At 62.1% G+C, this 14,556-nt stretch carries 11 protein-coding genes and 2 pseudogenes; 5 read left to right on the forward strand and 8 right to left on the reverse strand.

All coding sequences use genetic code 11. The features are described 5' to 3' along the window. Nucleotides 1-695, reverse strand: a 695-nt coding sequence (locus tag E5W70_RS15680) for a GNAT family N-acetyltransferase (RefSeq protein ID WP_292659564.1), incomplete at its 3' end; no start/stop codon positions are given. Beyond that, nucleotides 695-1,936 (reverse strand): bifunctional glutamate N-acetyltransferase/amino-acid acetyltransferase ArgJ, encoded by a 1,242-nt coding sequence (gene argJ, locus E5W70_RS15685; RefSeq protein ID WP_292659566.1) that lies wholly within the window; start codon nucleotides 1,934-1,936, stop codon nucleotides 695-697. The genes E5W70_RS15680 and argJ, both read right to left, overlap by 1 nt. A 181-nt stretch (nucleotides 1,937-2,117) precedes the next feature. Between argJ and E5W70_RS15690 the strand changes: the two genes are divergently transcribed. Further along, nucleotides 2,118-3,344, forward strand: a complete 1,227-nt coding sequence (locus E5W70_RS15690; RefSeq protein WP_292659567.1) for a caspase domain-containing protein — start codon at nucleotides 2,118-2,120, stop codon at nucleotides 3,342-3,344. A 3-nt stretch (nucleotides 3,345-3,347) separates the two neighbouring features. On the opposite strand, the gene E5W70_RS15695 is transcribed toward E5W70_RS15690, so the two are convergent. Next, a complete protein-coding gene (locus E5W70_RS15695; protein WP_292659569.1) occupies nucleotides 3,348-3,584 on the reverse strand; it encodes a hypothetical protein in 237 nt (78 codons plus the stop codon). A gap of 111 nt (nucleotides 3,585-3,695) precedes the next feature. On the opposite strand from E5W70_RS15695, the gene E5W70_RS15700 reads away from it, so the two are divergent. Further along, nucleotides 3,696-4,352: a TetR/AcrR family transcriptional regulator gene (locus E5W70_RS15700; RefSeq protein WP_292659610.1), complete on the forward strand. Its 657-nt coding sequence runs from the start codon at nucleotides 3,696-3,698 to the stop codon at nucleotides 4,350-4,352. Between the two features lie 43 nt (nucleotides 4,353-4,395). Here E5W70_RS15700 and E5W70_RS15705 read toward each other — a convergent pair whose 3' ends face one another. Beyond that, on the reverse strand, nucleotides 4,396-5,313 hold the full coding sequence (locus E5W70_RS15705) for a peptidylprolyl isomerase (RefSeq protein WP_292659570.1): 918 nt from the start codon (nucleotides 5,311-5,313) through the stop codon (nucleotides 4,396-4,398). A gap of 252 nt (nucleotides 5,314-5,565) precedes the next feature. Between E5W70_RS15705 and secA the strand changes: the two genes are divergently transcribed. Continuing rightward, nucleotides 5,566-8,298 (forward strand): preprotein translocase subunit SecA, encoded by a 2,733-nt coding sequence (gene secA / locus E5W70_RS15710; protein WP_292659572.1) that lies wholly within the window; start codon nucleotides 5,566-5,568, stop codon nucleotides 8,296-8,298. 138 nt (nucleotides 8,299-8,436) lie between these two features. Here the strand turns inward: secA and E5W70_RS15715 are convergent, their stop codons facing one another. From E5W70_RS15715 to E5W70_RS33120, 4 genes and pseudogenes are all read right to left on the reverse strand, one after another. After that, a complete protein-coding gene (locus tag E5W70_RS15715; RefSeq protein ID WP_292659574.1) occupies nucleotides 8,437-9,297 on the reverse strand; it encodes a restriction endonuclease in 861 nt (286 codons plus the stop codon). Continuing rightward, nucleotides 9,294-10,013: a type ISP restriction/modification enzyme gene (locus E5W70_RS15720; protein WP_292659575.1), complete on the reverse strand. Its 720-nt coding sequence runs from the start codon at nucleotides 10,011-10,013 to the stop codon at nucleotides 9,294-9,296. The genes E5W70_RS15715 and E5W70_RS15720 overlap by 4 nt, the downstream gene beginning before the upstream one ends. Next, a complete protein-coding gene (locus tag E5W70_RS15725; RefSeq protein WP_366509709.1) occupies nucleotides 10,001-11,311 on the reverse strand; it encodes a type ISP restriction/modification enzyme in 1,311 nt (436 codons plus the stop codon). The genes E5W70_RS15720 and E5W70_RS15725 overlap by 13 nt, the downstream gene beginning before the upstream one ends. Before the next feature lie 89 nt (nucleotides 11,312-11,400). Further along, nucleotides 11,401-12,525: pseudogene (locus tag E5W70_RS33120) on the reverse strand (N-6 DNA methylase); the annotation flags it as partial. A 239-nt stretch (nucleotides 12,526-12,764) separates the two neighbouring features. Here E5W70_RS33120 and E5W70_RS15735 point away from each other — a divergent pair. Then, the gene (locus E5W70_RS15735) at nucleotides 12,765-14,165 is read left to right on the forward strand and encodes a lipopolysaccharide biosynthesis protein (protein ID WP_292659613.1); all 1,401 of its coding nucleotides are present in this window, start codon (nucleotides 12,765-12,767) and stop codon (nucleotides 14,163-14,165) included. Next, nucleotides 14,165-14,556, forward strand: a pseudogene (locus E5W70_RS15740) (GNAT family N-acetyltransferase); the annotation flags it as partial. The gene E5W70_RS15735 and the pseudogene E5W70_RS15740, both read left to right, overlap by 1 nt.

A 14,556-nucleotide genomic window follows, 5' to 3' on the forward strand; every position in this document is an offset into this window, starting at 1 on the left:
AGCCTGGCTGCAGGTCGAGGCGGACAACGCGCCCCGCGCAGCCGCGCCCATTTCAACGCCGACCGGATGAGATGGCGGCCATGGCCCTGGTTGCGCACCGATCTGTCGGTGGCGATCTCGAACAGGCCGGCAAGGTCGCCGTCATGCACGCAGATCAACGTTGCCAGCGGCTCGCTGCCGGCCTCCAGCGCAAACAGCCCCGCCTCCGGCTGGATGGCGCCGATGATCTCCGACAGGCCCGGCCGCAGCGACACATGCGAACCGCTCACCTTGAGCGCCGCGCCGATGAAACGGCTGATGTCCTTCAGCGGAATCTGGTCCATGGCATCTTCGAGCGCGGCGTCCGCCAACGGCAGCCGCATGACCAGCGATTCAGCGAATGTGCTCCAGCCCTCACTGTCGAGGTACTTTGAAAGATCAGGCCCCGACAGCGGCGAGATGCGAAAGGTCAGCGGCCTGCCATAGGCGTCGAAGCGGCGGCTGGCGCGGCCGATGCGCTCGGCGATATGCTGGATGTCGCCCGGATCGAGCGGATTGACCGAATTCAGCCGCTTGGCCGGGTGGCCGGCCGTCAGCCGCACCACCCAGGTACCGTCATAATGGACGGCGGCCGCCGGCCAGGCGCGGAAGCCCGCCGCCTCGTAGCGGCGCACGATCGCCAACACGCTTGCCGGATGTCTGGAAGCCAACGCCATCAGCTCCGATAATCGCCGTTTATGGCGACATATTCCTTGGTGAGATCGCAGGTCCACACCGTCGCCTTGCCGCGGCCAATGCCGATATCGGCGCGGATGCGGATCTCGTCGCGTTTCATATACGCCGAAGTCGCCTCCTCGGAATAGGCGGCGTCGCGCTCGCCCTGATGAGCCAGGCGGTTGTCGCCAAACCAGATCGACAGAAGGTCGCGGTCGGCCGGTTCGCCGGCCTTGCCGACGGCCATGACGACGCGGCCCCAATTGGCGTCCTCGCCGGCGACTGCCGTCTTGACCAGCGGCGAATTGGCGATCGACAGCGCGATGCGCTTGGCCGAGCGGGCCGATTTGGCCCCGGTGACGGTGACCTCGACCTGCTTGCGGGCACCCTCGCCGTCGCGCACCACCTGCAGCGCCAGCGATTTCAATACCTTGCCGAGGGCACGGCGGAAGGCGCCGAGGCGCGCATCCTTGGGGTCGGAAATTGTGGGCGCGCCGCGCCTGACGGCAGCACCCGTGGCGAACATCAGCAGCGTGTCGCTGGTCGAGGTGTCGCTGTCGACGGTGACCGCGTTGAAGGTCTTGGCCGTGCCGCGCGACAGGAGATCTTGCAGCACCGGTGCTGCGATCGGCGCATCGGTGGCGATGAAGGAAAGCATCGTCGCCATGTCGGGCGCGATCATCCCGGCGCCCTTGGCGATACCGTTGATGGTGACGTCGGCATCGCCGAGCTTGACCGTCGCGGTCGCCAGTTTGGGATAGGTGTCGGTGGTCATGATCGCCTTGGCGGCTTCGGTCCACAATTCCGGCTTGCCGTCCTTGATCAGCCCGGCCAGCAGATGGCTGAACTTGCCGGTGTCGAGCGGTTCGCCGATGACGCCGGTCGAGGCCAGGAACACCTCGCCCGCTGTGCAGCCGGCCGCCTTCGCCGCCGTCTCGCCCGTGAGCGCGGTCGAGGCGCGGCCCTTCTGGCCGGTAAAGGCATTGGCATTGCCGGAATTGACGACCAGCACGCGTGCCTTGCCAGCCACGAGGTTCTGCCGGCAGAAGTCGACCGGCGCCGACGGGCACTTTGATTTGGTGAAGACGCCGGCGACGGTGGTGCCGGCGTCGAACACCATGGCCAGCAAGTCGGTGCGGTTCTTGTATTTTATGCCGGCCTCGGCGGTGGCGATGCCCACGCCCTCGATCACCGGCATCTTGGGATATTTCTTCGGCGCGAGCGGCGAAACCTGTGTGGACATGGAAGACCCCGGGCGGGAAAAATCGCGAAAGGAACGCCGGTTTGCCCGATAGCACGCGCCGGCGCAAGGCGTTTTCACAGCCGTTGCGGGTGCCGGACGCCTGACACCGCCTCATGCCGCAAGCAAGGCTGTTGCAAATTTGTTGGCGTCGCTGCGGCCGATAGCGCTATGATCCTGCCCAATGGGCAGGCTTGTGGTCTTGGCACTGGCGTTTCTGGGCTTTCTGCTGCTGCGGGCCGATGCGCAGACGGCGCGGCGCGTGGCGCTTGTGGTCGGCAACGGCAGCTACGCCGAAGCCGGTACGCTGGCCAATCCCGTCAACGATGCGCTCGATATCGCCGACAAGTTGCGCGCCATAGGCTTCGAGGTGATTGAAGGCAACGATCTCGGCAAGCGCGAGCTCGAACGCAAGATCGGCGAATTCTCCGATGCGCTGCAAGGCGCCGGTGCCGGGCTGTTCTACTATGCCGGCCACGGCCTGCAGGTCGACGGGCGCAACTTCATCGTGCCGGTCGATGCGAGGCTGGACATGCCGGTCAAGCTCCAGCTCGAGGCGGTGCCGATCGACGAGGTTCTCGACATCATGGAGCAGCAGACCAAGGTCAGCCTGGTCTTCCTCGATGCCTGCCGCAACAACCCGTTTGCCCGAAGTCTCAGCCGCAGCGCCACGACGCGCTCGGCGACGACTCTCGCCGGCCTCGCCCAGTTCGAGTCGACGCGCGGCTCGTTCATCGCCTTCTCGACGGCACCCGGCGCCGTCGCAATGGACGGGACGGGGCGCAACTCGCCCTTTGCCGCCGCGCTTTTGCGGCACATGGCCGAGCCCGGACAGAGCATCAACGACATGATGATCGCGGTGCGCCGCGACGTCGTTTCCGCAACGCGCGAGGCGCAGCGTCCCTGGGAGCAGGGATCGCTGCTCGAGCGTTTCGAATTCGTTTCGGGCGGAGACACTGCCCAGCAACCGAAACCGGCCGTCAGCCCGGCTCCCGCGTCGCAGGTGGCTGCGCTCGAACGCTCCGTCGGCGACAAGGGCGCTATCGAAAAATTCTTGCGCGAAAACTATCTGGCGCCTGATGCCAGGAGAATGCGCGAAACCGTCAAGCGGCTTTACGGTTCGTCGGCCACCATCTACGGCACGCATTACGACAGCGAGGCCATCGTCAAGGTCAAGGCCGACTGGTTCGCGCAATGGGCATCGTGGTCGTTCGGTCTCGAGCCCGGCAGCCTTGAGGTGGCGCCGCACGGCAAGGACCGTGCCGACGTCGTTTTCGCCATGAGCTACGACTATGTGCCGAAGGACAAGTCGGCGCAGCGCCTGACCGGCAAGGCGCGGGTGACGCTGGAACTCGTGCTGGCCGGTGGCGCGTGGCGCGTTGCGTCGGAAACGTCGCAAGCGCTGGAATGAATATCACCGCACCGTTGGGTTGATGAACCCGCGAAACGCCCGCTGCACGCCCGGAATCAGTCCCCAGATCATGATCGAGACCATCAGCGGCGCGATGACCAGCGTACGTTGCCAGATTTGCCATTCCTGCGTCAGCGGAAAAACCACGTACAAAATGGCAGTGATAAGCGGATAGACGCCGAGCAGCACCAGCAGGGCGAAGCGCAGGCGCGAAAAGCGGGTGGCGGCGGTCGAAGTCATTGCTGTTCTCCTTATCGTTACGGAACGTTCCGTTACATATAAAACGGATCGTTCCGTTTCGTCAAGAGATCGTGTACGATGGCTGCTGAAATGATGGGTAAGGAAGAAGAAATGGGCGAAACCACCGATCCTGGGCGCAAGTCAGCGGGCGCACGGCGCAGCCCCGAAAGCGCCGATGCCATTCTCGACGCCGCCGAGGCGGTGCTGGTCGAAGCCGGTTATTCCGGCTTCTCGATCGAGGCGGTGGCGCGGCGGGCGCGCGCCGGAAAACCGACGATCTATCGCTGGTGGCCGAGCAAGGCCGCCCTGCTGCTCGACGTTTATCAGCGGCAAAAGCGTGTCGACAATCCCGACACCGGGAACCTTGAGCAGGATCTCGTCGGCTTCCTGAAGAGCTTGTTCGCGCACTGGCGCGACACATCGTCGGGCAGCGTGTTCAGGTCGCTGATCGCCGAGGCGCAGTCGGACGAAAAAGCCGCCGCCGCCCTTGCCGAATACGCGCGAGGGCGTCGCGTCCACACCGGCCAGATGGTCGAACGCGCCAAGGCAAGGGGAGAGGTGACAGCCGATGTCGATGCCACTGTCGTCGCCGACCTGATCGCCTCGTTTGCCTGGACGCACCTTCTAACAGACCGCCTGGACGAGGACGAAGCGATCTTACGCAGGGCGGTCGGCTATGTCTTGAAAGGCATTGTCGCTGGCGATGCTGGCGACGCCACGGCGGTCCGGCGGCGGCGTCGACGCATCATCGCTCGCCCTACCAAATAGCAGCGACAGGGCGGCAGCGCGCCCTGTCGTAGCTCAATCTGGCCTATTTGGCGCTTTCTAGGGCGTCGACCGTCTTCTTCAGGTTGGCATCGGGGATGTCGACCTTGGCGTTGGCGCGCAGCGACTTGACCAGCGCGAAATATTTGTCGCGGATGACCGCCTGGCGCGCCTGGTCCTTGACCTGGTCGAAGGCCGGCGGCTGCTTGGTGCGCTTGTCCTCGACCTTGATGACGTGCCAGCCGAACTGCGACTGCACCGGCTGCTCGGTGTATTTGCCGACCGCCAGCGCAAACACCGCCTTGTCGAACTCCGGCACCATCTGGCCAGGCCCAAACCAGCCGAGATCGCCGCCGCTGGTCTTGCCGCTCGGATCGCTGGTGTGCTCGTTGGCGAGTTTCTGGAAGTCGGCGCCGCCGTCGAGCTGCTTGATGATGGCGTCTGCCTCTTCCTTCGTCTTCACGAGGATGTGACGGGCGTGCACCTCATTGCTGGGCGGCGTGTTGGCGATTTCCTGGTCGTAGCGGGCCCGCACCTCGGCATCGGTAACCTTGTCGACGACGCCCTTCTCGACCATTTCGCCATGCAGTGCGCGCTGCTGCAGGAAGGCCATGCGGCGCTGGAAGTCGGGATCCTTGTCGAGGCCGGTGGTCACCGCCTGAGCCGCCATGACGCGGATTTCGATCGCCGCCGAAAGCGCCGCGGCGCGGCGCTGCTCGGGCGGAAGCTGCGCGAACTGCTGCGACAGCTCGCCCTCGGCAAGCCCAAGATCTGCCTCGGTCAGCGTTTGGCCGTTGATGGTGGCGACCACGGCGTTCGGATCGACCGGCTTGGCCGCCGGGGCGGGTGCTGCCGGCTGGGCAGGGGCGGCTTCCTGTGCCATCAGCGGCGACAGCGAAAGGGCCGACAGTCCGAATGCCAGACCAAGGCTGGCGAGCGACGCACGGCGGAACAATAAGGACATCACTATTATCTCCAAAGCGGGGTAGCTAGAGCGGAATGGCTTCCAGACCAGCAGGATTGTGGCGGAATTTGGCGCGGTCGACAGGGCGAGCGCGGCGTTGACATCGAATGAGCCCCCTCTTATCTGTCCAACGACTTTGCGTCCAGAACCGTTTTCCGGGCGCTTTTTGCGTTTGTCCGCGTTCACGTGGATTTGATGGGGCCGGCCGGCGCCTGTCGCAATGACTTGGAATGCTATCGAAAGGGCCATTGGATGGTCAGTCTCGGCGGTCTCGCCCGTAAGGTTTTCGGCTCCTCCAACGATCGTCGGGTCAAATCGACCCGGCCACGGGTCGAGGCGATCAATGCCATGGAAAACGAGATGCGGGCGCTCTCCGACGCCGAGCTTCAGGCCCGCACCGACAAATTCCGCCAGGACATCGCCAACGGCGCCAGCCTGGACGACCTCCTGGTGCCGGCCTTCGCCACCGTGCGCGAGGCCGCCCGCCGCGTGCTCGGCATGCGACCGTTCGACGTACAGCTGATCGGCGGCATGGTGCTGCACAATGGCGGCATTGCCGAGATGCGCACCGGCGAAGGCAAGACGCTGGTGGCGACGCTGCCGGTCTACCTCAACGCGCTCGCCGGCAATGGCGTCCATGTCGTCACCGTCAACGATTATCTGGCCACGCGCGACTCCGAATGGATGGGCCGCGTCTACAAATTCCTCGGCCTCAAGGTCGGCGTCATCGTCCATGGCCTGTCCGACGAGGAGCGCCGCGTCGCCTACGCCGCCGACGTCACCTACGCCACCAACAACGAGCTCGGCTTCGACTATCTGCGCGACAACATGAAATACGAGCGCGCCCAGATGGTGCAGCGCGGTCACAGCTACGCCATCGTCGACGAAGTCGATTCCATCCTGGTCGACGAAGCGCGCACGCCGCTGATCATTTCCGGTCCGCTCGAGGACCGTTCGGAAATGTACAACACCATCGACACCTTCATCATCCAGCTGCAGCCGCAGGACTATGAGATCGACGAGAAGCAGAAGACCTCGATCTTCACCGAGGAAGGCACCGAGAAGCTGGAGAACATGCTGCGCGATGCCGGCCTGCTCAAGGGCGAGTCGCTCTACGACGTCGAGAACGTCGCCATCGTCCACCACGTCAACAACGCGCTGAAGGCGCACCGGCTGTTCCAGCGAGACAAGGACTATATCGTGCGCAACGGCGAGATCGTCATCATCGACGAGTTCACCGGCCGCATGATGCCCGGCCGCCGCTATTCGGAGGGCCTGCACCAGGCGCTCGAAGCCAAGGAGCATGTGGCGATCCAGCCGGAGAACCAGACGCTCGCCTCAGTCACCTTCCAGAACTATTTCCGCCTCTACAAGAAGCTCGCCGGCATGACCGGCACGGCGCTGACCGAGGCCGAGGAATTCGCCAACATCTACAATCTCGACGTCACCGAGATCCCGACCAACCTGCCGGTCATCCGCATTGACGAAGACGACGAGGTCTACCGGACGGTCGAGGAGAAATACAAGGCGATCGTCAAGGAGATCAAGGAAGCCCGCGCCAAGGGCCAGCCGACGCTGGTCGGCACCACCTCGATCGAAAAGTCCGAACAACTGGCCGAACGCCTGCGCAAGGAAGGTTTCAAGGATTTCGAGGTGCTGAACGCCCGCCATCACGAGCGCGAAGCGGCGATCGTCGCCCAGGCCGGCAAACCCGGCGCCATCACCATCGCCACCAACATGGCCGGCCGCGGCACCGACATCCAGCTCGGCGGCAATGCCGACATGCGCATCGCCGAGGAGCTTGGCGACATGCCGGCCGGCCCCGAGCGCGAGGCCAGGGAAAAGGAAATCCGCGACGACATCGCCCGGCTGAAGGAAAAGGCGCTCGCCGCCGGCGGCCTCTACGTGCTCGCCACCGAACGCCACGAATCGCGCCGCATCGACAACCAGCTTAGAGGTCGTTCAGGAAGACAAGGCGATCCCGGCCGCTCGAAATTCTTCCTGTCGCTGCAGGATGATCTGATGCGCATCTTCGGTTCCGAGCGCATGGACGGCATGCTGCAGAAGCTCGGCCTCAAGGAAGACGAGGCGATCATCCATCCGTGGATCAACAAGGCGCTGGAAAAGGCGCAGAAGAAGGTCGAGGCGCGCAACTTCGACATCCGCAAGAACCTCTTGAAATATGACGACGTCTCGAACGACCAGCGCAAGGTGGTGTTCGAACAGCGCATCGAGCTGATGGACGGCGAGGGCCTGTCGGAGACCATCACCGAGATGCGCGAAGGCGTCATCGAGGAGATCGTCGCCAAGAACATTCCCGAAAACGCTTATGCCGAGCAGTGGAACGTCGCCGGCCTCAAGGCCGAGATCGCCGAATTCCTCAACCTCGACCTGCCGGTCGAGGACTGGGTCAAGGAAGAAGGCATTGCCGAGGACGACATCCGCGAGCGCGTCAGCCAGGCCGCCGACGCTGCCGCCAAGGAGCGCGCCGAGCGCTTCGGCCCCGACGTGATGAGCTACGTCGAGCGCTCCGTGGTGCTGCAGACGCTCGACCATCTGTGGCGCGAGCACATCGTCAACCTCGACCATCTGCGCTCGGTCGTCGGCTTCCGCGGCTATGCCCAGCGCGATCCGCTGCAGGAATACAAGGGCGAGGCGTTCGAGCTGTTCCAGGCGATGCTGGGCAATCTGCGCCAGGCCGTCACCGCGCAATTGATGCGCGTCGAGCTGGTCCGCCAGGCGGCCGACGCGCCGCCGCCCGAAGCCCCCGACATGTTTGGCAGCCACATCGACGGCAGCACCGGCGAAGACGATTTCGAAGGCGGCGAGACGGCCGTTCTGGTCCGCCAGGAGACCAACGCAATCGTCGCCCCCGAAGACCGCGACCCGAAGAACCCGACGACCTGGGGCAAGGTCGGCCGCAACGAAGCCTGCCCGTGCGGGTCGGGCAAGAAGTACAAGCATTGTCATGGGGCGTTTGCGTAAGCACCCACTTCCCTTCTCCCCGTCATACGGGGAGAAGGTGCCCGAAGGGACGTCTGCGTTTAGCCAATCTCCCCACCTGAGGGGGAGATGGCCGGCAGGCCAGAGGGGGGCGCTGTCCCGCCAGCCTAACCAGCTAGACTAAAATCCAGCAAACGCCGCTTCGTCCACGGTCACTTCCTCGACCATCTTCACCCGCACGCCGATCTTCTGCTCCTTCAGCAGGTCGCATAATCCATCGCCATCGATCAGGTCGATGGCTGGTGCGCCGTCGCGCACCGCTTCGCGCCGAGCATCCGCCGTAAAGGTACCTGTGGTGATAATCAGACCCTTGTCCGCCCGCCCTACCATGGCGCCACGAAAGTCACGCACAACGCCTGCCCCGACTGACCCTTTCCAGCGCTTGGACTGGAACAGCACGTGGAATGAAAGCAGGTTGAGCCGCAACACGCCAGTACCGTCGATACCACCGTCGCCGCTTCGTCCTGTCACTTCGACCTTGATAAAACCCGCCTCTCGGAGGAGCCGCTGGCACAAGCGCTCGAACGCTGCTGGGTCCAGCGCCAAGAGGATGTCGAGCAACTGCTCGCGCCAATCCTTCAAGGCGATTTCGGCGGCTTCCGCCTCAACCTCTACGCGCTCAGGGGTGACGACAACCTTCGCCTTGCGCAACGCGGCATCTGCTCGCCTCACGCGCCGCACGATCTCGTCCGGATCAAGTGACAGCGCAGCACGGCCTTCCGCAGTCAGTGCCCACACGCCGCGCTCACTGTTATTCGTAAAGCCCGCATTCTTCAGCCAGCTCCGTGCCCAGGCACAGCGATAGTCGAATTTCGACCTCGGTCCATCGCCAACCAGCACCGTCCGCGCCGCGTCGGAAATATTCATCAACACAGCCGTCTTGTCGTCAATCTCTTCGATCGAAGCCGAGCCACCGAGGATGTCCAGCGCCCTGAGAACCGGCACGAAGAACTCGGCGAAAGGTGGAACGGTTGTTGTCATCGTCTCGCCCCCTTCATCGCTTCCTTCATTGCTATCGTCTCGACGCTCACACGCGTTACCCGCATCAGCAGATCGACCACTTTCTCTTTGTAGTCGGCGAAGCGGTAAGTATTGAACTTTTCGCGGATGGTCGGGTCTTTCGGCTTCTTTTCCTTGTACTGGTCGAGAATCCACTCAAGGCCGGAGCGGTTGCCAAGCCGATATTCCCACGGTTCCTTCGGAATACCGGAAAGCTGTGTTTCGGTATCGAGCCTGATGATGCCGTTGTCGCGGTCGGCCTTCAGGATCGTCTTTGGCACCATGCCTGTGACGCGCACATTCTCGTCGGGCGTGTCCAACCGTTCCAGCGGCCATGGCTCGACGCTTTCATAGCTGATATGCAGTTCCATCAGCCGCTTGCCCCATTCCACCCAGCGAAAGAAATCCGGATAGAATGGAATGCGCGGAAACTCCCGCTTCAAGTTTAGCGCATATTTCTCGCGGTATTCCGGGTCGTGCAGCACACCATAGACGTAGTGGAAGATGTCATCCTTGGTGAGCGCTAGCGGCTTGCGCGATTTGCCAATCTCCCGATCTGAGGCGGAGATGTCCGGCAGGACAGAGGGTGACGCCTCGACCGCGCCCTCCTCATCCTGACCTGCGAAGCCAGAAGGGCGAGCCTCCGATACTCGCCCGCCCTTGCCATAAGCCTTCTGGAATTCCTTCAGTGTGCCCATTCGGTGATGTTGTCTATGCGCTCGCCGGCGGCTGTGTAGCGGTAGCGCGGAAGACAGTGCGTTCCGGCAGCCGCGCCTACATAATGGAGGTCAGGTAGATCACTAACTGCCGAGGCCATCCATGGCTTCTGTGCTGCTGGGTCGGTACAAACGATCAGCAGGTTCTCCACACGTTTTTCTACAGGGAAAATCGAGTCTTGCTGATAGAGCCGATGTGTAATTGCGCGATCGTAGTACGTATTAATCTTGTGGAAAGGGCGATACGACGCCGGCCGAATGCGCTGTGGATTTAGAGACAGCTTCGTTCCTGACCTTAGGTGGGCTTCAAGCTCACTTGTCCATTTGATGTCTCTCGAGACCCAAGAGCCGGTTCCTGGACTGTTGGACCCGGACCACCTCTTCCGCTCCGACTCGTAAATCTCAATGAATGCCCTAACTTTGCTTTCTAGCTTAGTCGGATCGATATCATAGACCCACTCATCGCGCGATGTGACAACGCCAAGCGAATACAGCCGAAAAATTGCCTTTTCTTGCCCCCTGGATTTCGCCGTTTTCGTCTTCTTGTCCGACACCGCGATCATCGTATCCCAGTCATTCTCGGTCAGGTTAACCCAATTGCCGTTTTTATCCGGCTCTATCCGCTGGAACGAAATCGCCGACGCCCTTGTGTTTCCCAGGTAGGCAAGCTTGTCCTCAGCCGTGTCGAACTCCGGCCGCCGCGCATAGAAAATCTTGCAGCCCTTTTGCTTGTGGCGCTTTACAAAAAACGAGATCGCCACGCCTGTCTGTCTGCCGAAGACATTATGTTTGGTCCCGGAAAGCTTCGGGTTAGCGCGCACATCGCCACCGAGATCGACTACATAGATTTCGTTGAACTCTTGCGCCACCGCTTTGCGGAATCCATCGAAGGTCCGGCTCTCGATGAAACTTCGATTGGTGATGAAGGCCAGTACACCGTCGTCGGCCATACGGTCGGACGCCCAGCGGAAGAACCGAGCATACATGTCATAGACCTTAGTCTTCTGCGCGGTGGAGAGCCTGATGTAACTTGACTTGATGAGCTGATCGATCCGCGGATAGTCACGGTTCTTATTGTTGTCGTTCTCGTTCGCCTGATTGGCATTGTACGGCGGGTTGCCGATGATGACGAAATCTTGCGCTTGTTCTGCCGCTTCACACGCGCGACATTCTCGTCCGACAACCCCGCGAACATGTCGTGCTGATAGCCGGCCTTGATGCCGAGCCCCGCGACATTGTCCAGCGTGTCGACGAAGCAGAGGTTCGGAAACTCGGCGAATTGACCCGAGATCGCCGCATAAGTCGCCTCGATATTCAAATTCGCCACATAGTACGGCAGGATCGCCACTTCGTTAGCGTGCAGCTCATTCTTGTATTTGTGCGCCAGCTTTCGCGGCTGACCTCGAAAGTGCTCCAGGAGCTCACAGATGAAGGTGCCAGTGCCGGTTGCAGGGTCGAGAATCTCGACATGTTCGTCGATGAGTTGCTTGCCGAAATGCTTCTGCGTCAGCCAGTCGGCGCCTTCGATCATGAATTTCACGATCTCGTTCGGCGTATAGACCACACCCAGCCTGTCGGCCTTCTTCTTGTCGTAGACCTTGTAGAAATTCTCATAGATCAGCTTCAGGAACTGCTGCTTTTCCTGATGGCTTGAAATTAGCGCTGCGTTGGCGCGGATCGTCGCGTAGTAGGTCTCCAGACCTTTCAACGTCTCACGTTTGATCTGGCCGGTGAAGAATTTGGCCTCCAGTGCGTAAAGCTCCTTGGCGATGTTGTTCTCTCTATGGAAGTCGCTGTTGTCGAAGACGTGCGCGAAGATCTCTTCAGTCAGAATGTGCTGGATCAGCATTTCCCGTATGTCGGCCTCACCGACGGAAGGATTGATCGTATCCTTGGCGTGCTGCAGGAACTTGTCCGCTGCCGCGCGGAAATCCGGATTGTTGTCATAAGCGGTATCGATGCGTTCTCGAAGCGCGGTCAGCACTGCCGGAATGTCGTGCTTGAACTGTTCGACCGCCTTGCGGAAATCGCGAATTTCCTCGCGTTCGTACTTGAAGAACAGCGAGACAAGCTTGAGCAGCCTTTCGGTGTCCGTCATCGAGCAGCGGAAAACTTCCTGCCGATTCTGGATCAGGACCGCCGTGTCCGAATTCTCGAAGATGATGTTGTCCTGCGGATAGCCTTTGGCCAGTTTCTTGCGGATTTCCTCGTCGAGGTCGTCCGCCGTGTCCTTGGCTTCCCAATAGCCGAGCGGCACGCGCAAATCGTGGAGGATCGTTCCGTCAGGACGGATGCGATTCTTCTGCGGTGATAGAAATTCGTATTGGCTAATGAAATGCAGATTATGCTGACGAGCCCACGCCTTGAGCAAATCCTTGAAAGCTTCCGAGATCACCCCCTCGGTAATCGACCCGGAGAACTTCCGCAACCTGTCGATTTCGTTGAGATATTGCTGAACTAAAAGCTGGCTCATGTCCCCTCCGCCCCGCGGCATTAGAGCCAAACATTTTCAGTTGTCAAAGGTCGATCGCACTGCGCAATGCCACAATGCACTCAAAGCCGCCGGAGCCTTCCGCAGCGCATACCTTCAACGCCCGCCCCGCCCCTCATCCGCCTGCCGGCACCTTCTCCCCGTATTGAGACCGGGCGAAGAACCCCCCACCCAACCGTTTCTTAATGTGTTCTCGCTACACGCATAGCCAGAAAAGAGGCGGAAAACGGAGTGTGATCGGGGTGCGCTTTTCCGCGGCGACGACAGCCGGGCGGTACCTGCCGCAGCGCCTTGCGCTGCGCATAAGGCCGCTGCTTGGCCTGATCGATGCCGTGCTGTTCAGCGCCGGCGCGCGCGGCGAAGCCGGCCGCATGTCGCTGATCGCGTTTTCGGTCCGCATCGTCAGCGCCGTCATCGCCTTCGTCAGCCAGGTCTTGATGGCGCGCTGGATGGGCTCGTTCGAGTACGGCATTTTCGTGCTCGTGTGGGTGACCATGGTCATCGTCGGCAATCTCGCCTGTCTCGGCTTCCACACCTCAATCATCCGCTTCATTCCCGAATATCGCGAGCGCGGCATGATGGCCGAATTGCGCGGCATCGTGCGGGCCAGCCGGCTGTTCGTGCTGGTTGCCTCGACGGTGATCGCCGGTCTCGGCGCGCTCGGCGTCTGGCTGCTGTCGGCCCATATCGAAAACTATTACGTCGTGCCGTTCATCCTGGGCATCATCTGCCTGCCGATGATCGCCATGTCCGACCTTCTGCAAGGGCTGGCGCGGGCCAATTCCTGGGCGCTGTTTGCGCTGTCGCCGACCTTCCTGGTACGGCCGCTGCTGATCCTGGCGTTCATGGCGCTGATGCTGCTGGCGGGCTACGCGCCCGACGCCAAAACGGCAATCTTCGCCGCCATCGCCGCCACCTATGCCACCACGCTCGGTCAGCTCATCGGCGTCACCTCGCGCATCGACAAAAGGATCCCGGCCGGGCCGATGAAGCTGCATTTCGGCCAATGGTTTATCGTCTCGCTGCCGATCTTCCTGGTCGAGAGCTTCTTCTTCCTGCTCACCAATGCCGACGTGCTGATGGTCGGCGCCTATCTCGATCCCAATGACGTCGCCGTCTATTTCGCCACGGTCAAGACGCTGGCGCTGGTGCATTTCGTCTATTTCGCGGTCAAGGCCGGCGTCGCCCAGCGCTATGCCCAGTTCACCCATGGCGAGCCGCAAAAGCTCGCCGCCTTCGCCCGCGAAACCGTGTCGTGGACCTTCTGGCCGTCGCTGGCGATGGCGCTGCTGGTGCTGGCGCTGGGCGAGCCGATGCTGACCCTGTTCGGCCCGGAATTTTCCGCCGGCTATCCGCTGCTGTTCCTGCTGGTGTTCGGCGTCGTCGCGCGGGCCGCCGTCGGCCCTTGCGAAAGCCTGCTCACCATGAGCGGCAACCAGAACATCTGTGCCGCTGTCTATGCCATGACGCTGGCCTTCAACATCGCGCTCAGCGTCGTGCTGATCCCGCTGTTCGGTCTGTGGGGCGCGGCGATGGCCACCGTCTTCGCCATGATCTTCGAGGCCGGCGCGCTGTCCTTTACTGTCTGGCGCAAGCTCGGCATCGCCATGGTCATTTTCGTGCCCGCCAAAGGAGCCGCCTGATGGCTGCCGTCCCCTTGCTCGAGGAAACCAGCGGCGGCCCGGCCGGCGCCATGGTGTCCGGCCTTGCCGGGCTTGCCCGCGAAGCCGACCCCGCACATGTCGAGATCCTCGCCAACAACCGGCCCGAGCGCAGGCTTGCCATCTATCCGGCCTCCGCCGGCTTCGACCTGGTCGAGGAGCTCGACTATCTCTGCACCCGCACGATCGAGCCCAACGTCTTCTTCAATCCGCGCTTCCTGGCGCCGGCCATGCCGAGGCTCGAGGACCGCGAGGTGCGGCTGGCCGTCATCCGCGACGGCGACCAGTATCGCAACCGGCTGCGCCTGCTGGTGCCGTTCTCGGTCGAGCGGCCGATGGTGCCGCTCGGGGTTCCCGTCATGCGCACCTGGTC

The sequence above is a fragment of the Mesorhizobium sp. genome (assembly GCF_005063415.1).
Taxonomy (GTDB): domain Bacteria; phylum Pseudomonadota; class Alphaproteobacteria; order Rhizobiales; family Rhizobiaceae; genus Mesorhizobium.

Bases quoted from the DNA above. Each gene is read 5' to 3' on its own strand.
- E5W70_RS15705 (WP_292659570.1), bottom strand. From the start codon at position 5,313: ATGTCCTTATTGTTCCGCCGTGCGTCGCTCGCCAGCCTTGGTCTGGCA.
- E5W70_RS15715 (WP_292659574.1), bottom strand. From the start codon at position 9,297: ATGACAACAACCGTTCCACCTTTCGCCGAGTTCTTCGTGCCGGTTCTC.
- E5W70_RS15690 (WP_292659567.1), top strand. From the start codon at position 2,118: ATGGGCAGGCTTGTGGTCTTGGCACTGGCGTTTCTGGGCTTTCTGCTG.
- E5W70_RS15695 (WP_292659569.1), bottom strand. From the start codon at position 3,584: ATGACTTCGACCGCCGCCACCCGCTTTTCGCGCCTGCGCTTCGCCCTG.
- E5W70_RS15700 (WP_292659610.1), top strand. From the start codon at position 3,696: ATGGGCGAAACCACCGATCCTGGGCGCAAGTCAGCGGGCGCACGGCGC.
- argJ (WP_292659566.1), bottom strand. From the start codon at position 1,936: ATGTCCACACAGGTTTCGCCGCTCGCGCCGAAGAAATATCCCAAGATG.
- secA (WP_292659572.1), top strand. From the start codon at position 5,566: ATGGTCAGTCTCGGCGGTCTCGCCCGTAAGGTTTTCGGCTCCTCCAAC.
- E5W70_RS15720 (WP_292659575.1), bottom strand. From the start codon at position 10,013: ATGGGCACACTGAAGGAATTCCAGAAGGCTTATGGCAAGGGCGGGCGA.